Raw genomic sequence first — 21,035 nt, 5'->3', positions numbered from 1 at the left:
AGTTTCATTAACTAATGATCTGCAGTTTTATCCTTGTTCCTTAATCCACCTTGCCGCATCTTTTGCATGGTAAGTAATGATTAAATCACTTCCTGCACGCTTCATGCCTGTAAGCATTTCCATAACTATTTTCTGTTCATCAATCCAGCCGTTTTGTGCCGCAGCTTTAACCATTGAATATTCACCGCTCACATTATAAATCACAATTGGCAGATTGATGTTATTCTTAACGTCCCGTACAATGTCCAAATAAGGCATTCCCGGCTTAACAATCAGGAAGTCTGCCCCTTCCATTAAATCAGATTCTGCTTCGCGCATGGCTTCCATGCGGTTGGCAGGATCCATCTGATACGCTTTCCGGTCGCCAAATTGCGGTGTGCTGTCAGCTGCATCCCGGAAAGGACCATAGAATGCAGATGCATATTTAACTGCATAAGACATAACAGGGATATCTTCAAATCCGGCTTCATCAAGACCTGCCCGGATGGCTGCTGTAAACCCATCCATCATATTTGATGGGGCAATAATGTCTGCTCCTGCTTTAGCCTGGCTTACAGCCGTCTGCACAAGCAGTTCCAGAGATGCATCATTCAGCACTTCCCCATTTTCAATTAAACCGCAGTGGCCATGGTCGGTATACTCGCAAAGGCAAGTATCAGCAATAATGATGACTTCCGGAAATTTAGCTTTAATAAATCTGGTAGCTTCCTGTACGATTCCATGATCATGATAAGCCTGCTGCCCGCATGCGTCTTTCTCTTTAGGAATTCCAAATAAGAGAACGGATTTTATTCCAAGAGAAACGACTTCGTTCATTTCCTCCTCGAGATGATCCAGCGATAAGTTGAAGATGCCCGGCATTGAAGGTATTTCTCTTTTAATGCCTTCTCCTTCTGCCACAAAAATCGGATAAATTAAATCCTCTGTACGCAAGAAGTTTTCACGGATAAGCGCTCTCATATTCGGACTTTTACGAAGACGTCTATGCCTGTTAAATTGAAGATCCATTAATTTTCCCTCCTGGTTTCTGCTAAGTATCTAATAATGCTCTTAAGCATGCTATGTACTGTATATTCTTCCGGAACTGCATGTACCTGCAGGCCATACGCCTCTGCGCGTTCTTTAGTCACAGGGCCGATGCAGCCCACCACACTGTCTTTTACAGCAGTCAGAAATCCAAGCTCCTTAACAGCCTCCATAAAATGATCCACTGTGGAAGGACTGGTAAAAGGAAGAATGTCTAACCCTTTTCCTGAAAGCTGATCTCTTAACAGACTGATGCTTTCACGTGGAAAAACAGTTTTATAAACAATAATTTCATCAACATTTGCACCCTTTTCTGAGAGAGATGCTGCGATATAGTCACGTGCCAGATTTCCTTTAGGGATCAATACCTTCATCCCTTTTTCTACTAATGGCAAAAAATCCTCAACAAATCCTTCAGCAACATATTCTCCGGGCACAAACTGCACCCTTAATCCCTTGTCGGCAAGCACTTTTTTAGTTTTCTCACCAATAACCGCTATTTTAGGGAAGGGGCTGCTTAGACTAAAATTTTCAAAAAAAGCATCTACAGCAGTTTTGCTGGTGAATATCACCCAGTCATAAGTATGAATTTGCTTATGTGCCTGAAATAAAGCTTTATCCCGCAAAGGCTCGAATGCAATCAGGGGGATCTCTACCGGCATCCCCCCATAGCTTCGGATAAGAGCTGAAAAGGCCTGAGCCTGTTTTTTCCCTCTTGGCACCAGAACATTCATGCCTTCTAAAGGGGAAGTCCCTTTCATTGCCCGTCAAGCTCCTCTTTTACCCTGTCGATAAGCTCTTTAGCTCCCTGTTCGGTTAACTTAACAGCCACCTTAACACCAAGCTCTTCCGGGTTTGAACCTGTTAGCGTCTCCTTATAAATCACTTTACCATCAGGAGAGCCTACAAGTCCTGTTAACTCCAATTCCCCTGTTTCATTAAATGCTGCAAACCCTGCAATCGGAACCTGGCAGCCGCCTTCCATCTTATGCAGGAACGCACGCTCTGCACGCACAGTCTGGTTCGTCTCAGGGCATGTGAATTTATCCAGCAATGCCCGAAGCTCCTTATCACTTTCACGGCACTCTATGGAAAGTGCTCCCTGGCCAACAGCCGGCACACAGATCTCCGGCTCCAGGAATTCCGTAACAACATCCGATGCCCAGCCCATCCTGGATAGACCTGCTGCCGCAAGAATGATCGCATCATATTCTTCCGTTTCCAGTTTGGATAATCGGGTATCTATGTTTCCTCTGATCCACTTAATCTCGAGATCCGGACGCTGCGCCAGAAGCTGTGCCCCTCTGCGCAGGCTGCTTGTTCCAATTGTAGATCCCGGCTTTAAGTCATTCAGTTTGATGTGCCCTTTTGAAATGAGTGCATCCCGATAGTCTTCTCTTTCCGGAATGCTTCCAATTGTCAGACCTTCCGGAAGAACAGCAGGCATATCCTTCATGCTATGTACAGCCATATCAATTTCCTCATCAAGCATGGCCTGTTCGATTTCCTTTACGAATAAACCTTTTCCTCCGACCTTTGAAAGGGTAACATCAAGAATTTTATCACCTTTTGTGACAATTTCCTTCACTTCAAACTCAAAGGATGGATCAATGTTTTTCAATTGGCTGATCACCCAGTTGGTCTGAGTTAATGCCAGCTTGCTTCGTCTTGAACCTACAATTATTTTTCTCATGACAGCCTCCTGCAATTATGTCTGGCAGCGAACAGCCGCCTCCGCTTTTCTTTGTCCAGCTTCGGCTCCTGGCCCCTCGAGGTCATAAGCTGTTCTGCTCTGCGGCAAACTGCGCCGCGCCGCAGCCCATCTTATGCTTGTCGGGGCCGGGCAGTCGCCTCGCTTTTCTATGAATACCAAAAATGGAAAGATGAAAGTTTGCCGAATAAAAAGAAGTTAATTAATACAATTAAAAATGATGCTAAATTCCAGAGTGCTAAAGATTTTCCATATAAGCCCTTTCCGACTTTCATATAGAGATAAATACTATATAATGCCAGGACAATGAATGAACCGATTACCTTGGAGTCATACCAGACCATATGCGGCAGCTTAATGTATGCCCACTGGATGCCTAAAATTAAACTTATCATCAGCATAGGTACACCGATTACATTTAATACATAGGACATATGTTCAAGCTTTGACAAATCTGTTATCCGGAGCAGCCTCGTTCCCCACTTTTTCCTTTTCAGCAAATCATATTGAATAAGATACAGCAATGAAAAAACGAAGGAGAGCGAGAACGCTCCATATGAAAGTATCGCAACTGTTATATGAATCAGCAGCAGTTCCGATATTAGCTGCTGCGCTTTGACAGCCGAATCAATTTGCACAGGTGCGAATGTATGGATCGCCATTATGATAAAGCCAAGAACATTTGTAAAAAAAACGATAAAATCAACTCTGAGCAGCCTGTTAATTCCCAAGGAAAGAGTGATAAGCACCCAGGCATAAAAATACAGGCCTTCAAAAATGGTCAATACGGGAAATCTTCCAGTATTAATCATATAAAGTATTAGGAACACCGTTTGAAGCACCCATACAAATGCAAGTAACCAGAAGGCAACTCTATTCGCCTTCCGGTTATGATGAAGAAAATCAATAAAATATAATAAGACACATAAGGCATACAGAACCACCGTGAATTCATGCAGCCGTGTCATATAGATGTCAAACATGGACAGAACCCCTTTTATGATTGAAAGGAAGCCTGCTGTGATTGAGCGAATGCGTGCTTTGGTTTGGCTGCTGCGTGCACGTTCTGCTGATCTGAAACAAGTTCTTCTATATTAAAGATTTTTACAAATAAATCTAATGCCTGTTCGGAATCTTTCTGTCCAGCCATTTCTTTAGCTTGTAAAATAGGATCTTTTAATAGCTGATTGATAATGCTCTTTGTATGCTTGTTCAGCACTTTTTTATCACGATCACTCAAATGCGGCAGCTTTCTTTCAATGCTTGTCATGGTTTCACTCTGTATAGCCAGTGCTTTCTCACGCAAGGCGGAAATGACCGGAACAACACCAAGCAGGTTCAGCCATTGTTTGAATTCAACAATCTCTCCTTCAATCATCAGCTGAATCTTTTCGGCTGCCTTTTTACGCTCCTGAAGGTTCGCTTCAACAATACCTTCAAGATCATCAATATCATATAGGAAAACACTGTCCAGGTCTGCCAGTTTCGGGTCCAGGTCTCTTGGAACAGCAATGTCAACCATAAATAGAGGCTTGCCTTTGCGCATTCTTTCTGCGTAAGCCATCATATCCTTTGTGACAACAAATTCTTTGGCCCCTGTAGAACTGATTAAAATATCAGCTTCAACAAGAGCACATTGAAGCTCATGCAGCGTTTTTGCCTGGCCCGCATAACGGCTGGCAAGGTTCTGCGCTTTTTCAAATGTACGGTTAATAACCGTTACTTTGCTGGCTCCGTTGGCATGAAGATTTTGGATTGCCAGCTCACCCATTTTCCCGGCTCCTAATATTAGAACATGTTTATTTTCAAGTGATCCAAAAATCTTCTTAGCCAGTTCCACAGCTGCATAGCTGACCGAGACTGCATTTGCCCCTATTTCCGTTTCGGAGTGTGCACGCTTAGCAAGCGTTACTGCCTGCTTAAACAAGTGGTTAAAGACGGTACCGGTTGAATTTTCCGATTGAGCTCCCAGAAAACTAGACCTTACCTGTCCTAAAATCTGTGTCTCCCCAAGGATCATGGAGTTTAGGCCGCAAGCTACTTTGAATAGATGCTCTATGGCCCCATCCCCTTCATAAATGAATAGGAATGGAGAAAATTCATTCTGATCCATATTAAAATGTTCTGCCAAAAATTCCTTTATATAATAGCGGCCAGTATGAAGCTGGTCCACAACTGCATAAATTTCGGTCCGATTGCAAGTAGACAGAATGACATTCTCTAAAATGCTTTTTTTGTCATTTAAAGTCTTCATTGCCTCGCCCAATTGTGAAGGATTAAAGGTTAAACGTTCACGGATTTCAACAGGGGCAGTTTTATAGTTAAGACCGACGACTAAGATATGCATTGAAATTGACACCCCCAGCATTATTGCCTAGTTCATTAATATTAATTATATCATTTCTGTTTTTTCAATTAATGCTTAAATGTGAACAGATAATGAACACATATGATACTATATTTTAAACAGGAGCCTTGTATAAGGCACTCTTAAAATAGACAAATACTCCCTTATGTACAGTAACAAAAAAACTTGCCGGATTCAAGTGAACCTTATTGGAAGTGGTGTTTTTCATGAAAAATCAGCGTATTTTCCCCGGAATTATTTTACTCGGATTTGGAGCCTACTTTTTTCTCCAGCAGAGCGGATTTACTGCCTTACAGTCTTTTTATTCCTGGCCGACTCTTCTCATTATCGTCGGAGCAGCCTTTTTAGTTCAGGGATATGGCGCAAGGGATTATGACTCCATATTGCCAGGGGTCATTTTATCCGGATTTGGCCTGCATTTTCATGTGGTGAACCGCCTCGAAATTTGGCCGGATCATATTGGTACATTCATTCTTATAATTGCTCTCGGCTTCCTCCTTCGGCATCAGAAAACAGGTGCAGGATTATTCCAGGGCATCTTATTCTTAATTCTTGCCGCATTGCTCCTGTTTTATGACAAAGTAGCTGAGTGGATGGGACTTCTTGAAAATGGCGTCTCGGATGTTTGGCAGTTTTGGCCAATCCTATTAATGTTAATTGGATTATACTTTTTATTATCAAAGAAAAAATAAAAGACAGGGATATTTAGCTTTTCCCTGTCTTTTACCATTCAAACTGTTTAGAGAACCGAATCCAAGAAATTTTTGGTTCTCTGTTCTTTTGGATTATTAAACAAGTCCTCCGGGTGTCCCACTTCTACAATTCTTCCGTCATGCATATAAACAGCCCAGTCTGCCACTTCTCTTGCAAAGCCCATTTCATGCGTAACGACAACCATTGTCATGCCTTCGAGGGCCAGTTCCTTCATTGTGGAAAGCACTTCTCCCACCAGCTCCGGATCCAGAGCCGATGTCGGCTCATCAAAAAGCATGATATCGGGTTTCATAGCCAGTGCCCTTGCAATGGCGACACGCTGCTTTTGTCCGCCTGAAAGTTTTGATGGGTATACATTCTCCTTGTCAGAAAGCCCAACTTTTTTTAATAGTTCCTGGGCATCTTTTCTCACTTGGTCCTTAGGTAGCTTCTTCACATGCAAAGGTGCTTCCATCACATTTTCTAGAACAGTCATATGAGGAAATAAATGAAAATGCTGAAAGACCATTCCTACTTTTTCTCTTACTTTATTTAGGTCATGTGTTTCTTTCCCAACCTTTTCACCCTCAAAAATGATATTGCCGCTGTCCTTTAATTCAAGAAAGTTCAAGCAGCGGAGCAGTGTGCTTTTTCCGGACCCGCTGGCACCAATCAGGCAAACAACATCGCTTTCCTTCACTGTTATGTCAATGTCTTTCAGGACATGGAGATCCCCGAATGATTTGTTTAATTTTTCTACCTTGATCATGTACGATTCACTCATTCCTCATTCCTCCTCAATCACTGCTTGCCATTCTTTTCTCAATCACATTTACAAGGATGGAGAAAATAAGTACAAGTACTAAATAGTAAACAGCTACGATCAGCAAATAGCTCATGTAGTCATATTCATTGGAACCATATGTTGTAGCCACGTTAAAGAGCTCGTACATGCCGATGAAGGAAGCAAGTGAGGAATCCTTCAATGCAATGATAAACTGATTCCCAAGAGGCGGCATAGCACGGCGGAATGCCTGAGGAAGGATGATCCTTCTCATCGCAAGGCCGGCAGTCATACCCAGTGAACGGCCTGCTTCCATTTGTCCTTTATCAATGGATTGAATGGAACCCCTGAAAATTTCGGCTATATAAGCACCGTTGTGAAATGCAAGTCCAAGCACAACCGACCAAAACTGTGAAATATCCAGCGCTGTCAATCCGAAATAGAAAATGAATATCTGGACAACAAGAGGGGTTCCCCTCACAAGAAAAATATAGATGTCTGCAATCCATTCCAGAACTTTTACTCTTGATATCTTTAAAAATGCAAAAAACAACCCGATAAAAATAGCAATAAACACCGATACAATGGTTAATTGAAAGGTTAAGAGCATTCCCTTTAAAAATACGGGATATGTATCGATAAACTTTGTAAATAAATCCACAAAAATCCCCCTCAGATGGCAATTTCATTTTGTGTAAAAAAACAAAACAGGCGAATGTCTAATACACATCCGCCCGCAATGTTATTCCTTCTCAGGATCAACTGTTATATCTTCACCGATATATTTTTTGCTGATTTCTGTGAGTGTTCCATTCTCGCGAAGTGTTTCAAGAGCTTCATTCACTTTTTCGAGCAGCTCTTTATTATCCTTTGCAACTGCAATTGCCTGCTCACTGCGGCCAAGCAGTTCTTTGCCTTCAATTTTCATTCCGGCGCCAATTGCTTCTTTGCCTGTAACAAAATCAGTGATAACAGCATCATGTTTTCCCTTGCTTAATGCTTCCAGAGCGACCACATCACTGTCATAAAACTGAATGTTATCTGTCACTTCCTCTGCATTTGAAGTGTATGTAGATCCTTTTGATACTGCAATCTCCTTGCCTTCGAGATCAGACAGAGTCTCAATCGCGCTATCCGGACGAACATATATTTGCGGGCCTGAATAGTAATATGGAGTTGAAAAATTGACTGCTTTCAAACGTTCTTCGGTAATGGTGTGGCTGGCTACGGCTGCATCAAAACGGCCTGACTTAACTCCCTCCACTATACCGCCGAACTTAAATTTATTCTGAACCGGCTCAAGCCCGAGTTCTTTTGCTACAGCTTCTGCTACATCAATATCAAAGCCGCTCATGCTTCCATCATCATTTGTGTAACTAAAAGGTTTGAACTCTCCCGAAGCCGCATATGTAAATTTGTCTTTGTCTACTAGATCCATTCCGCTTTTAGACGCTTCCTCTGATCCGCATGCAGCCAGGACCAATACAAAAGCAGCTGCCATGATTCCTTTTAACCAATGTCTCACTAGTCTAAATTCCCCCTTCAGTATCTCTCTTTTTTATGTGCTCTTTAACTCTATCATTATTTATGAATATTCTCAAAATTCATATTTTGTGATAATTTATGAAATAAAAGTATATAAGCTGTTCTCATTAACTGATCATATGCAGACTCCAACATAACTCCATATTCTCCCGTATCCTTGAGATTCCTTACCTTTCGACAAAATTAATATACAGTTAATACCAAATGTGCAGTGAAATACAGGATATCTCAAATACCCATTTCCAGGACGAAAGACCTGAATGGAGAAAACAAAAAAATCCCGCTGCAAATGCTGCGGGATTTTTATTTACATATAGCTTTTTAATGCCGACCAGGCCTGGTCTTTCCCATAACCTGTTTCAGAGGAAAACATAATGATCTGATCATTCGGATCGATATCCAATGTTTCTTTCGTGATTTTCATATGTTTTTGCCACTTGGATTTCGGTATTTTATCCGCTTTTGTAGCAATTACAACACAGGGAATATCATAATGCTTTAAAAAGTTGTACATCATGACATCGTCACTTGTAGGAGGATGGCGCAAATCAACAATCAGCACAACTGCTTTTAACTGCTCTCTGTTTGTTAAGTATGTTTCTATCATCTTTCCCCAAGCTTCACGTTCCTTTTTGGATACCTTTGCATACCCATAGCCCGGAACATCGACAAAGTGAAGAATTTCGTTAATAAGATAAAAATTCAGGGTTTGTGTCTTCCCCGGCTTAGAGGATATTCTGGCAAGTCCTCTTCGATTAAGCATTTTATTAATGAAAGAAGATTTGCCGACGTTCGAACGGCCGGCCAGGGCAAATTCCGGCAAATGACTTTCAGGATATTGATCAGGCTTAACAGCACTGATGACTATTTCTGAGCTGGTTACTTTCATACTTGTGCACCGCCATTCAGGGCATGTTTCAAGACTTCGTCCACATGTGATACCAAAACGAAATCAAGTTCTTCCCTGATGCTTTCAGGGATATCTTCAATGTCTTTTTCATTATCTTTAGGGAGGATGATCTTCGTCAATCCTGCACGATGGGCGCTCAAAGATTTTTCTTTCAAGCCGCCAATAGGAAGCACACGGCCTCTTAAAGTAATTTCCCCTGTCATTCCCACTTCTTTACGGATTGGTTTTCCTGAAAGAGCAGAAACCAGGGCGGTTGTAATTGTTATTCCTGCAGATGGGCCGTCTTTCGGGACAGCACCTTCTGGAACATGGATGTGAATGTCATGCTTTTCATGAAAATTCTCATCAATGCCCAGCTCTTTTGCTTTTGAACGAACATAACTGAATGCCGCTTGAGCAGACTCTTTCATTACATCCCCCAGTTTGCCTGTAAGAACGAGCTTTCCTTTTCCGGGAGAAAGGGACACTTCAATTTGAAGGGTATCGCCGCCAACTGTTGTATAGGCAAGACCTGTCGCAACGCCAACCTGGTCTTCAAGCTCAGCCTGACCATAGCGGTATTTTGGCTTTCCAAGAAACTCTTCAGCATTTTTTGTGTTGACAATCACTTTCTTCTTTTCCCCGGATACGATAATTTTAGCCGTTTTTCTGCAGATAGTAGCCAGCTGGCGCTCCAAACCGCGGACTCCTGCCTCACGGGTATAATAGCGGACTACCTTCTGAAGTCCATCCTCACGAATCTGAAGCTGGGATTTTGATAGACCATGCTCTTTAATTTGCTTAGGCAGCAGGTGGTCTTTAGCTATGTGAATCTTCTCCTGCTCTGTATAGCCTGCAATCGTGATAACTTCCATTCTGTCCAGCAGCGGGCCAGGGATCGTGCCAAGATTATTGGCTGTGGCTATGAACATGACCTTTGAAAGATCATAAGTTTCTTCAATGTAATGATCACTAAAATTGTGGTTCTGCTCAGGGTCTAAAACCTCCAGCATCGCTGATGAAGGGTCACCGCGGAAATCAGAGGACATTTTGTCGATTTCATCAAGCAGGAATACAGGGTTAATCGTCCCTGCCTTTTTCATACCCTGAATGATGCGGCCAGGCATGGCACCAACATAAGTTCGTCTATGTCCGCGAATCTCAGACTCATCCCGGACTCCGCCGAGGGATACTCGGACGAAATTACGGTTTAGCGATGTTGCAATAGAACGTGCCAGACTTGTTTTACCGACACCCGGAGGCCCTGCAAGGCATAGGATTGGGCCTTTAAGAGAGTTCGTCAGCTTTTGCACTGCGAGGTATTCCAAAACCCGCTCCTTTACTTTTTCAAGGCCGTAATGGTCTTCATTCAGAATTCTCTCAGCCCTCTGAATATCCAGATCATCTTCTGTTGACTTCGACCATGGCAATGTGACAAGCCACTCAATATAATTGCGGATAACCGCGCTTTCGGCTGAACTGGATGGAACCTTTTCGTAGCGATCCAGTTCTTTTAAAGCGGTAAGCTGGACATGCTCAGGCATGCCGGCGTTTTCAATTTTTTCAGTCAGCTCAGCGATTTCTCCTGTCTTGCCTTCCTTATCCCCAAGTTCTTTTTGGATTGCTTTCATCTGTTCACGCAGATAGTATTCCTTCTGCGTGCGTTCCATTGATTTTTTCACACGCTGGCCAATCTTTTTCTCAAGGTTCAGAACTTCTTTTTCATTATGGATGATTTCAATAACCTGATTCATGCGCTCTTTAACATCAATGGTTTCAAGTATTTCCTGTTTTTCCTTCAGCTTTAAAGGCAAGTGGGAAGAAATGATATCTGCCATACGCCCCGGCTCTTCAATATCTGCTACTGAAGAGTACGTTTCCGCTGATATTTTCTTCGATACCTTTATGTATTGCTCAAAATATTCAAGCATAGTTCTCATCAATGCCTGATCTTCTACGTCCTTTGTCTCAGGATCCTCAAAAACCTTCACACTAACGGAATAATGTTCAGTTTCGTCCTGAAAATCAATGATTTCCGCTCTCTTAAGCCCTTCAACAAGAACTCGGATTGTACCGTTTGGAAGCTTGAGCATCTGCTTGACACGTGTGAGAGTGCCCATTCCATATAGATCATCTTCTGATGGTTCATCTATAGATATATCCTTTTGTGTTGTTAAGAAAATTAAATGGTCATCTACCATTGCTTTTTCCAGAGCCTGAACCGATTTCTCACGGCCTACATCCAAATGCAGAACCATGGTCGGATAAACAAGCAAGCCCCGAAGCGGCAGGAGGGGGACGATGATTTCTTTCTTTTTCGCCATTCCATTGCACCTCCAAAATGCATCTTTTTAACCCCATTATTGCTAATAATTTCTTTGTACAATTCTATCGCATTTAAATAGCAGTGTCTATTAAAGAGAAATAGCGGAAAGCCGTATTTCAATGATATTCATTTATAATTACACTTTATCCTTCTTTACGCAAATAAAACTTCGGTTTGTAGCCTAAACTGCAAACCGAAGTTTCTGACCGCGATTAGCGGAGGCGTTTATACAGCGGGCTTTCAGCAATTGCAAACCGGGCCGCACATCATATGCTTTCTTTTTTCTTTAATTCGATTGAAGCAGTTACAGCCTGCTCTTTGAGATACTCTTTTTGCAGTGCTGCCTCAAATACCTCATTCAAATGAGATACCGGGATGATCTTAATCCCTGTTATCTCCTTTAAGATGGATTGCATATTTTCTTTTGGGATGATTACTGTCTGTGCTCCTGCTTTTTTGGCTGCCTTCACTTTTGGATATACGCCTCCAATTGGCTTGACATACCCATGAATGCTGATTTCCCCGGTCATAGCAACAGTATTGTCAACTGGCCGTTTATAAATGGCAGAATAAATCCCTGTCGCCATGGCAATGCCGGCAGAAGGACCGTCAATTGGAATTCCGCCAGGGAAGTTGACATGAATATCATATTCGTCAGCCGGGACGCCCATTGACCTCAGAACTGTAATAACATTTTCAATTGAACCCCTGGCCATACTTTTTCTGCGGATTGACTTTCCTTGGCCGCCAATGCTTTCTTCTTCCACTATGCCTGTAATATTAATGCTGCCCTTCTCCTTTGCAGGAATCACAGTTACTTCAATATCAAGCAGAGCACCCGTGTTTGGTCCATATACCGCCAGCCCGTTAACAAGGCCAACAGCAGAATGGGAATTGATTTTCCTCTCCATTCTCGGTGAAAGCTGACTCGATTGGACAACCCACTCAATATCTTCATCTTTTATGTAATCACGGTCCTCAGTAATTGCTAAACCCGCAGAGATTTGAATCATATTTACAGCTTCGCGTCCATTTCTCGCATAATTAGCAAGAATGCCAAGCCCCTTTTCACTAACAGCGAGATTGACCTTTTCCGCAGCCTTTCCAGCTACAGCTATTATCTCTTCTTCAGCTAACTCCCTGAAAAATACCTCCATGCATCTGGAACGAATGGCAGGCGGAATTTCATTTGGTGTTCTGGTAGTAGCACCGATCAGGCGGAAGTCCGCAGGCAGGCCATTTTTAAAAATATCATGAATATGGGTTGGTATTTGAGTGTTTTCTTCATTATAATAAGCGCTTTCCAGAAATACTTTCCGGTCTTCAAGTACTTTCAGAAGCTTGTTCATCTGAATGGGGTGAAGCTCACCGATTTCATCAATAAAAAGCACGCCTCCATGTGCATTTGTAACAGCACCCTGTTTTGGCTGCGGAATTCCCGCCTGTCCCATTGCCCCTGCCCCCTGATAGATAGGATCATGAACAGAACCTATTAGAGGATCCGCAATACCCCTCTCATCAAATCTCGCCGTAGTGGCATCCAATTCGATAAAAACAGAAGCTGCCTTAAAGGGTGATTTTGCATTTTTCTTGGCTTCTTCCAGAACCAATCTGGCCGCAGCCGTTTTTCCCACGCCCGGAGGACCATAAATAATAACATGCTGAGGATTGGGTCCGCACAATGCTGCTTTCAGAGATTTAATTCCATCCTCCTGCCCCACAATGTCAGCAAAACTGGATGGACGAACTTTTTCTGATAACGGTTCAGTTAATGAAATGGAACGCATCTTTTTTAATACATCCATTTCCTTCCTTGATTCACGGTCGATAGAAACTTTCTGTGTCCGCTGGCTCCTAAGCAAATTCCAAAAATAAAGCCCAATGACAATTCCAAAAAACAATTGGATAAATAAAGCGATCCCCGTCCAACTCATTGTGTTCCCTCCTGCATTATTTGTTCTCGTTAATAATGCTAGTATCTCCCTGACTGAGTTGGAATAAACAAGGAATTAATTTAAAAGTAACGTAAGAAAAAGGCTCAGAAAGGCGCAAAAAAATGGCCATGCCCCGCAGGGACTGGCCATTTTTCAATTACGCTGAAGTCTTGCGCTCTTCTTCTACGACTGTACCGTCCTCCAAAACAAGCTTAGGAGAACCGTTATCGATAACCGTTTCTTTCGTAATAATGCATTTTTTAATATCTTCGCGTGAAGGAAGATCAAACATTACATCCAGCATAATGCCTTCAATAATGGAGCGCAGTCCGCGGGCACCTGTTTTTCTTTCAATTGCTTTTTTAGCAATTTCCTCAAGTGCGCCTTCTTCGAACTCAAGCTCAACATCATCAAGTTCAAGCATTTTCTGGTATTGTTTGACAAGTGCATTTTTAGGTTTAGTTAAAATCTCAATTAAGGCCGCTTCATCAAGCTGGGAAAGGCTTGCAATAACTGGAAGACGTCCAATAAATTCAGGAATTAATCCGAATTTCAGCAGGTCTTCAGGAAGCACTTTTGCAAGAAGATCCTTTGGCTCGATTTCTTTTTGATTCTGGTCGGAACCAAAGCCAATTACCTTTTGGCCTAAACGGCGTTTAATAATTTGCTCAATGCCATCGAAGGCACCGCCGCAAATAAACAGGATATTGGTCGTGTCAATCTGGATAAATTCCTGATGGGGATGCTTGCGGCCGCCTTGTGGCGGTACACTTGCAACGGTTCCTTCAAGAATTTTCAACAGCGCCTGCTGCACACCTTCACCTGATACATCACGAGTAATGGACGGATTTTCCGACTTACGTGCAACTTTATCAATCTCATCAATATAAATGATTCCTTTTTCTGCCTTTTCCACATCATAATCTGCTGCCTGAATAAGCTTTAGGAGGATATTTTCAACATCTTCCCCGACATATCCGGCTTCAGTTAATGATGTCGCATCTGCAATGGCAAATGGAACATTAAGAATACGAGCCAATGTCTGAGCCAGCAAGGTTTTACCGCTTCCAGTCGGACCAATCATGGCAATATTACTTTTAGATAGTTCAACTTCATCGATCTTGCTGTTGGAATTGATGCGCTTATAGTGATTATAAACTGCAACAGACAGCGATTTCTTCGCCTGCTCCTGGCCAATTACATATTCATCCAGAATATCGCGGATTTCAGCCGGCTTTGGCACATCTTTGAACTCCACTTCTTCTTCTGTTCCCAGTTCTTCTTCCACAATTTCAGTGCAAAGCTCAATGCATTCATCACATATATAAACTCCAGGCCCAGCAACAAGTTTGCGGACCTGATCCTGTGTCTTGCCACAGAAAGAACACTTCAATTGCCCTTTTTCGTCATTAAATTTAAACAAATCCTTCACCCCTTGAAAAAACTTCTAAACAATATATAAAGCTTGCGAAATCACATGCAATTAGTTCTTTATTCAGCCATAGAAAGGTTGGAAATTAAAGCGGACGCTGTGTCATTGCACTTGCAGACAGGCCTATTTAATCCATTCACACTTTCGTAAAAATCAAAACCTTCGGCAGTTATGTATTGCATTGTAACACATTTTTACAGTGGACAGGAAATGATAACTCTTAAAACATTTCAATTATGTATGCATGCATGTGATGGGACTTCGCAAAGATAATCCAGGCTGAATTTTATATGTACTTTCATAAGCTTAACCAAAAATGGCTAAATTAAGTCGGCCCTCTGGACCGATAATTAAATTATCTATTTATATGTATTTGTATTCCTGTCCATGTGCAATATGCCGTAAAACTTTTCACCAGGCAAAAGGTACAAGGGAGATTTTCATTATGTATGGTCTTGATGGTATAAAACAAGGCACGATAAACTCGCGCCTTGTTTACTACTACTTCTATTATGCAACAGTCTTGCTATTTTCCACAAGGAAATCTACTGCTTTTTTAATTTGAAGATCTGCTTTTAGGCCTTCAAGGCTTCCAAGAGCTTGTGTGATCTGGTCAGCAGACATGTTGTACATTTCTGTCATTTTGTTAAGTTCTTCTGAAACTTCTTCATCGCTTACTTCGATGTTTTCAGCTTTTGCAATTGCTTCAAGAGTCAGGTTAACGCGGACGCGCTTTTCAGCTTCCTCTTTCATTTGCTCGCGCAGTGCTGCTTCATCCTGTCCGGAGAACTGGAAGTATAGTTCAAGGTTCATGCCTTGCATTTGAAGACGCTGTTCGAACTCCTGCATCATGCGGTTAACTTCAGTATCAACCATTGCAGCCGGGATTTCCATTTCTGCATTAGCAGCTGCTGCTTCAACAACAGTGTCGCGGACATGGTGCTCAGCTTCATGCTTTTTGCTTTCTTCTAAGCGAGTTTTAATTTTTTCTTTTAATGCATCCAAAGTTTCCACTTCTTCGTCTGCATCTTTAGCAAACTCATCATTCAGCTCAGGAAGCTGTTTTGTTTTGATTTCATGTACAGTTACTTTAAAAGTTGCAGGCTTGCCAGCTAGCTCAGCTGCATGGTATTCCTCTGGGAAAGAAACTTCAACATCCTTAGATTCTCCGGCAGCAGTACCAATCAGCTGCTCTTCAAATCCAGGGATGAATTGTCCTGAACCAAGTTCTAAAGAGTAGTTCTCAGCTTTTCCGCCTTCGAAAGCTTCACCATCAACGAATCCTTCAAAGTCCATAACAACTGTATCGCCGTTCTCTGCTTTGCCTTCTTCTTTAACAGCCAGCTCAGCTTGTCTTTCCTGAAGGGAAGTTAACTCATTGTTAACATCTTCTTCTGTAACGTTTGTGTCAAGCTGCTTCACTTCAAGACCTTTGTATTCGCCAAGCTTTACTTCAGGCTTAACAGTTACTGTAGCTTTGAAGATAAGGCTTTTTCCTTTTTCGATTTGCTCAACATCGATTTCAGGGCGATCAACAGGCTCAATTCCAGTTTCATCAATTGCATTAGCATATGCTTCCGGAAGAAGATAATCCACTGCATCCTGGTATAAAGATTCAACTCCGAAACGCTTTTCAAACATTCCGCGAGGCATTTTACCTTTACGGAATCCAGGTACATTTACCTGCTTAACTACTTTTTTGAATGCAGCGTCCAAACCTTCGGTTACTTTCTCTGCATCTACTTCAATTGTAAGAACCCCGCGGTTCCCTTCTAACTTTTCAAATTTAGCAGACATACAATCATTTCCCTCCAAAAATCTATTATCATTTCATTCATGACAGAATGTTATGAATATCTCTTGTTTTTTCAAGGCATATCCATTTAATTAAAATGTATATATACACATAATACAACCATTATATTATAACACACACTCCCTGTCTTTCAACAATGAAGGCTAAATATTGGGATAAGAAATTTCTTCTATCTTTCTGATAAAGGCAAGAGCCTCTTCTATTTCCTCTTCAGGAGCATCATAAATATCACCAAGCTTGCTTAACGAACTGTTTAAGCCATGATACTCATTTGAGAGCATATGGTATGCCGCAGCCCAGGACGCAGCATTCTCCGGCGGAGCTTCATGCGGATAAAGCAGGAAGAAGTGCCTTTCTGCAATGCTCTTTGTATTTTCAAATAGTACCGGGTCTTCCTGCTCGAGCTGATTCTCCAGTTTATTGACTATTTTTAATAGCATCGGCTGCTGATGAACAGGTGGCAGTTCAGCAGGATTTACCCGAAGGCTTTTATCAAACTTCCGAATCGTTACATATTTTTCATACCCATGCTCAGAAAGTACATTCAACAGCATCGTTTTAAAAAAAGGATTTCCATCCTTCGCTTCCAAATAGACTTTAATATCTTCCAGATAAGGCCTGATGTTATGTTCTGCCAGCTGTGCAGCAATCTGCATTTGTTCATGCTGATTCTTAAAGGAAAACAGATTGAGCTTCCTGCTGTTAAATTCCTCCAGATCGGGTGCTTCAATCTCAGTTTCAGAAGGTGAAGCAGCCATCTTTCTGCTGAACTCAAGCATTCTGCTAAAATGCTCAAATTTCTCCTTCGGGATCTCCCTTTCTTCAAGCAAAACCTCGATCGTTGCATTAATCTCACTGTATTGATGCAGCTGCACCAGGATCATTAAATAAAGATCCATTACTTGTATGTAATCCCCTATGCCTGTCTGGAGCATTTTATTAGCCAGTTCTTTTGCCTTTTCCAAAGCTCCGGCTTCATAATATGCCAAAACGAGCCCAATATGAACATCCGTATTCTCAGGCTCCATATCCAGCGCTTCTTCAAAGAATCGGATTGATTCTTTATACCTTTTCTGCTGAAAGGACTCAAGCCCCTTTTCCAGCAGTCGTTTCTCAAGGCCGGGAAATAGAATGATTTTATTTTTTTGTTTTTTCTGTTCCCGCTTTCCCATGCTAAAACCGCCTCAACTATATTTTTGAAGTTAGTGTAGCATGAAATAGCACAAAAACAAAAAGATTCATGGTTTCATGCCATGAATCTTTCATAAATGCCTACTGTACCGCAAACCGTTTTTCTTCGAAACTTGAAATGCTGCTTTCCAATTGAAGAGTAATCTCTATTTCATCCCAGCCGTTTATCAGCATTTTTTTCCAGTATTCATTAATTGTGAATGATGCTGAAAAATTATATTCATCTTCAACAATTCCATTCTGCAAATCAACCTTCAAATCATACTGCTGGCTTTGAGCTCGTTCGAGCAAATATTCGACTGTTTCTGCCGGCAGAGTGATTGGCAGAAGTCCATTTTTCAAGCAATTTTGATGGAAGATATCCGCAAACGAAGGTGCAATAATTACTTTGAAGCCATAATCTCTCAAAGCCCATGGCGCATGCTCACGGGAAGATCCGCAGCCGAAATTTTCATTTGCAATGAGGATGGAAGCACCCTGATTTTCCGTCTTATTCAGCTCAAACTCCGGGTTAGGCAGCCCTTCTTTCGTAAATCTCCAGTCATAAAAAAGATATTGTCCAAATCCTGTTTTCTCAATTCTTTTTAGAAATTGCTTGGGGATAATCTGATCAGTATCCACATTGGCCCTATCCATTGCAGCTGCTTTTCCCTGAAGTGTTTTAAATCCGCTCATTAGTTCTCCTCCTTCTTAATGGACAGTCTCTGCACTTAGCAAAGCACTTACGTCCACAAAATGTCCGTATATAGCTGCCGCGGCCGCCATTAAAGGGCTGACAAGGTGTGTTCTGGCCCCTGATCCCTGGCGTCCTTCAAAATTACGGTTTGATGTCGACGCACAATGCTCGCCGTTTGGCACAATATCATTATTCATGCTCAAACACATGCTGCAGCCTGATTCCCTCCATTCAAATCCTGCCTGCTTAAAGATAAGGTCCAGTCCATCTGCTTCTGCCTGCTTCTTGACCTGCTGTGAACCTGGTACAACAAGTGCACGGACATGGGGATGAACCTTCTTCCCTCTAATGATTTCAGCTGCCAGTTTCAGGTCTTCCAGCCGGGAATTCGTGCAGGACCCTATAAAAACATGCTGAATTTGAATGTCTTCAATTTTTTGGCCTTCCTGCAGTCCCATATATTCTAGTGCTCTTGATAGTGATTTTTGTTCAAGCTCGTTTTTGCATTCCTCAAGTTTTGGAATTTGTTCATTCACCTTGGAAGTCATTGATGGATTTGTGCCCCAGCTGACCATGGGCGCAATATCTGCGGCATCAATTTGAATGGTTTTATCGTATTGTGCATCAGAATCAGATACAAGCTCATTCCAATTCTCGACTGCATCCTGAAATCCTGCTCCTTTTGGCGCATACTTTCGTCCTTGAAGATACGCAAACGTTGTTTCATCAGGACCAACAAGCCCCGCTTTTGCCCCTCCTTCAATGGACATATTGCAAATTGTCATTCTTTCTTCCATTGACATCTTTGCAATCGTCTCCCCGCAATATTCAATAATATGGCCTGTACCAAAACCAATTCCATTTTTGGCAATAATATAAAGGATGACATCTTTAGCAGTGACACCTTTTTTAAGCTCGCCGTTTATCTCCAGTTTTAATGTTTTAGGCTTGCTCTGCCATAAAGTCTGGGTAGCCAGGACATGCTCAACTTCACTTGTGCCGATGCCAAAGGCTATTGATCCAAAAGCTCCATGGGTGGATGTATGGCTGTCCCCGCAAACAATCGTCATGCCTGGCTGAGTAAGCCCCAGCTCCGGCCCGATCACATGAACTATACCCTGTTCAGGACTGTCCAGCCCTGCAAGAGGGATGCCGAATTCCAGACAGTTTTTTTCCAAAGTGGTCATCTGGTTTAATGCAACAGAATCTTTGATGACTTTTCGGTTATCAGTAGGAACATTGTGGTCAACTGTAGCAAACGTTTTATCAGGCCTTCTCACTTTCCTGCTTTTCATTCTTAGACCGGAAAATGCCTGAGGGGATGTAACTTCATGCACTAAGTGGAGGTCTATGTACATCAAATCCGGCTTTCCTTCTTCCCTGTGGACTACATGCTTTTCCCAAATCTTATCTATTATTGATTTTCCCATTCTGCTCCACTCCTTTTTAAAAGAAACACGGCCGATGATGGCCGTGTCTCAAGTTTAAAATCAGCTGAACCAGTGTCCAGCAGCCATCTCTCAGCTCTTATGCATAAGCCCCCATGATATTAAGAATAGCCTCGTTATCCAAAAGGGTAGCCTTCACTTCTTCAATCATTTCAGAAGTAGTGACAACCTTTTTTCCAAATGAAACAATATCTCTCGTACGATAGCCGGCTTCAAGCACTTGATTAACTGCATTTTCAACCGCTTCAGCTTCCTCTTCCATTCCGAAGGATAAACGGAGCATCATGGCTGCCGATAAAATCATGGCAATTGGATTAGCTGCATTCTTCCCTTGGATATCCGGTGCTGAACCATGAATTGGTTCGTATAAGTAAGGTCCGTTTTCCGAAATGCTGGCCGAAGGAAGCATCCCTAGAGAACCGGTCAATACAGAGGCTTCATCGCTCAGAATATCACCGAACATATTCTCTGTTACGACAACATCAAATCTTTTCGGGTTTTTAATCATTTGCATAGCGGCATTATCAACAAGCATATGTTCAAGAACCACATTCGGATATTGCTTTGCAATGTCCTCTGCAACTTCTCTCCACATTCGGCTGGATTCCAGGACATTGGCCTTGTCAACAGAAGTCACCTTGCCACGCCGCTTTCCTGCAAGTTCGAACGCCAGCTTAATGACACGGCGCATTTCTTCTTTTTGATAAAACAAAGTGTCCACGACAGCATCTTTTCCGTTTTGCTGTGTCCTTTCGCTTGGCTTTCCAAAATAAAGTCCGCCGGTTAATTCTCTGACCATCAGCATATCCACGCCTTCAATTACTTCATTTTTTAATGGAGACGTATCGGAAAGGCTTGAATAATATTGAGTTGGCCGCAAATTGGCATATAGATTTAATTCCTTGCGGATTCTTAAGAGACCCTTTTCCGGACGAAGGTGGGGAGGCTGCCGGTCCCATTTAGGCCCGCCAACCGCTCCCAGCATGACCGCATCGCTTTCTTTGCAAAGCTCAAGCGTTTCATTAGGCAGCGGGGTTCCGGCTGCATCTATAGCAGAACCGCCGATTTTGCCATATGAAAATTGGAATTGATGTCCAAACCGTTCACCAACAGCCTGCAGGACTTCAATTGCACCCTTCACCACTTCTTTGCCGATCCCATCTCCTGGAAGTACTGCGATACGTTTTTTCATTTTT

Annotated in this window: 18 protein-coding genes; 1 reads left to right on the top strand and 17 read right to left on the bottom strand. The window is 42.3% G+C overall.

Features of this window, described 5'->3' with window-relative positions:
• Positions 1-27: 27 nt before the first annotated feature.
• From hemB to hemA, 5 genes are all read right to left on the bottom strand, one after another.
• Complete coding sequence (gene hemB, locus ACTHRG_RS10060; protein WP_076257335.1) at positions 28-1,008, bottom strand: porphobilinogen synthase; 981 nt, start codon at positions 1,006-1,008, stop codon at positions 28-30.
• Entirely contained in the window at positions 1,008-1,787 is a 780-nt protein-coding gene (locus ACTHRG_RS10055; protein ID WP_440231111.1) for a uroporphyrinogen-III synthase, read from the bottom strand. The genes hemB and ACTHRG_RS10055 overlap by 1 nt, the downstream gene beginning before the upstream one ends.
• Positions 1,784-2,719 carry a hydroxymethylbilane synthase gene (gene hemC, locus ACTHRG_RS10050; protein ID WP_440231110.1) on the bottom strand — a complete coding sequence of 312 codons (936 nt, stop codon included), beginning with the start codon at positions 2,717-2,719 and terminating at the stop codon, positions 1,784-1,786. The genes ACTHRG_RS10055 and hemC overlap by 4 nt, the downstream gene beginning before the upstream one ends.
• A gap of 167 nt (positions 2,720-2,886) precedes the next feature.
• Positions 2,887-3,720, bottom strand: coding sequence for a cytochrome c biogenesis protein (locus ACTHRG_RS10045; protein ID WP_076257332.1), 834 nt, complete (start codon positions 3,718-3,720; stop codon positions 2,887-2,889).
• Between the two features lie 14 nt (positions 3,721-3,734).
• Positions 3,735-5,084, bottom strand: coding sequence for a glutamyl-tRNA reductase (gene hemA, locus ACTHRG_RS10040; RefSeq protein WP_335689724.1), 1,350 nt, complete (start codon positions 5,082-5,084; stop codon positions 3,735-3,737).
• A 227-nt stretch (positions 5,085-5,311) separates the two neighbouring features.
• On the opposite strand from hemA, the gene ACTHRG_RS10035 reads away from it, so the two are divergent.
• Complete coding sequence (locus tag ACTHRG_RS10035) at positions 5,312-5,797, top strand: LiaI-LiaF-like domain-containing protein (protein ID WP_440231109.1); 486 nt, start codon at positions 5,312-5,314, stop codon at positions 5,795-5,797.
• Between the two features lie 47 nt (positions 5,798-5,844).
• Here ACTHRG_RS10035 and ACTHRG_RS10030 read toward each other — a convergent pair whose 3' ends face one another.
• From ACTHRG_RS10030 to leuB, 12 genes are all read right to left on the bottom strand, one after another.
• Entirely contained in the window at positions 5,845-6,582 is a 738-nt protein-coding gene (locus ACTHRG_RS10030; protein WP_440231108.1) for an amino acid ABC transporter ATP-binding protein, read from the bottom strand.
• Between the two features lie 13 nt (positions 6,583-6,595).
• Positions 6,596-7,243 (bottom strand): amino acid ABC transporter permease, encoded by a 648-nt coding sequence (locus ACTHRG_RS10025; protein WP_076257328.1) that lies wholly within the window; start codon positions 7,241-7,243, stop codon positions 6,596-6,598.
• Between the two features lie 81 nt (positions 7,244-7,324).
• Positions 7,325-8,107 carry a transporter substrate-binding domain-containing protein gene (locus ACTHRG_RS10020; protein ID WP_440231107.1) on the bottom strand — a complete coding sequence of 261 codons (783 nt, stop codon included), beginning with the start codon at positions 8,105-8,107 and terminating at the stop codon, positions 7,325-7,327.
• 327 nt (positions 8,108-8,434) lie between these two features.
• Positions 8,435-9,016 (bottom strand): ribosome biogenesis GTP-binding protein YihA/YsxC, encoded by a 582-nt coding sequence (gene yihA, locus ACTHRG_RS10015; RefSeq protein ID WP_076257326.1) that lies wholly within the window; start codon positions 9,014-9,016, stop codon positions 8,435-8,437.
• The gene (lon, locus tag ACTHRG_RS10010; protein WP_076257325.1) at positions 9,013-11,340 is read right to left on the bottom strand and encodes an endopeptidase La; all 2,328 of its coding nucleotides are present in this window, start codon (positions 11,338-11,340) and stop codon (positions 9,013-9,015) included. The genes yihA and lon overlap by 4 nt, the downstream gene beginning before the upstream one ends.
• Positions 11,341-11,608: 268 nt before the next feature.
• Positions 11,609-13,276, bottom strand: a complete 1,668-nt coding sequence (lonB, locus tag ACTHRG_RS10005) for an ATP-dependent protease LonB (protein WP_076257324.1) — start codon at positions 13,274-13,276, stop codon at positions 11,609-11,611.
• A 157-nt stretch (positions 13,277-13,433) separates the two neighbouring features.
• Positions 13,434-14,699, bottom strand: a complete 1,266-nt coding sequence (gene clpX, locus ACTHRG_RS10000) for an ATP-dependent protease ATP-binding subunit ClpX (RefSeq protein WP_076257323.1) — start codon at positions 14,697-14,699, stop codon at positions 13,434-13,436.
• Positions 14,700-15,218: 519 nt separating this feature from the next.
• Positions 15,219-16,505 (bottom strand): trigger factor, encoded by a 1,287-nt coding sequence (gene tig / locus ACTHRG_RS09995; protein WP_076257322.1) that lies wholly within the window; start codon positions 16,503-16,505, stop codon positions 15,219-15,221.
• A 162-nt stretch (positions 16,506-16,667) separates the two neighbouring features.
• Positions 16,668-17,696 (bottom strand): tetratricopeptide repeat protein, encoded by a 1,029-nt coding sequence (locus ACTHRG_RS09990; RefSeq protein ID WP_440231106.1) that lies wholly within the window; start codon positions 17,694-17,696, stop codon positions 16,668-16,670.
• Between the two features lie 100 nt (positions 17,697-17,796).
• Positions 17,797-18,390, bottom strand: coding sequence for a 3-isopropylmalate dehydratase small subunit (gene leuD / locus ACTHRG_RS09985; protein WP_440231104.1), 594 nt, complete (start codon positions 18,388-18,390; stop codon positions 17,797-17,799).
• A gap of 15 nt (positions 18,391-18,405) precedes the next feature.
• Positions 18,406-19,821: a 3-isopropylmalate dehydratase large subunit gene (gene leuC / locus ACTHRG_RS09980; protein WP_440231103.1), complete on the bottom strand. Its 1,416-nt coding sequence runs from the start codon at positions 19,819-19,821 to the stop codon at positions 18,406-18,408.
• A 97-nt stretch (positions 19,822-19,918) separates the two neighbouring features.
• Complete coding sequence (gene leuB / locus ACTHRG_RS09975; protein WP_076257318.1) at positions 19,919-21,031, bottom strand: 3-isopropylmalate dehydrogenase; 1,113 nt, start codon at positions 21,029-21,031, stop codon at positions 19,919-19,921.
• Positions 21,032-21,035: the final 4 nt, after the last annotated feature.

It is taken from the genome of Cytobacillus sp. SAFR-174 (assembly GCF_051964675.1).
In the GTDB taxonomy this organism is placed as follows: Bacteria; Bacillota; Bacilli; order Bacillales; family Cytobacillaceae; genus Cytobacillus.
The sequence above is the reverse complement of the archived record's forward strand: the minus strand, read 5'-3'. Positions and strand labels throughout refer to the sequence as shown.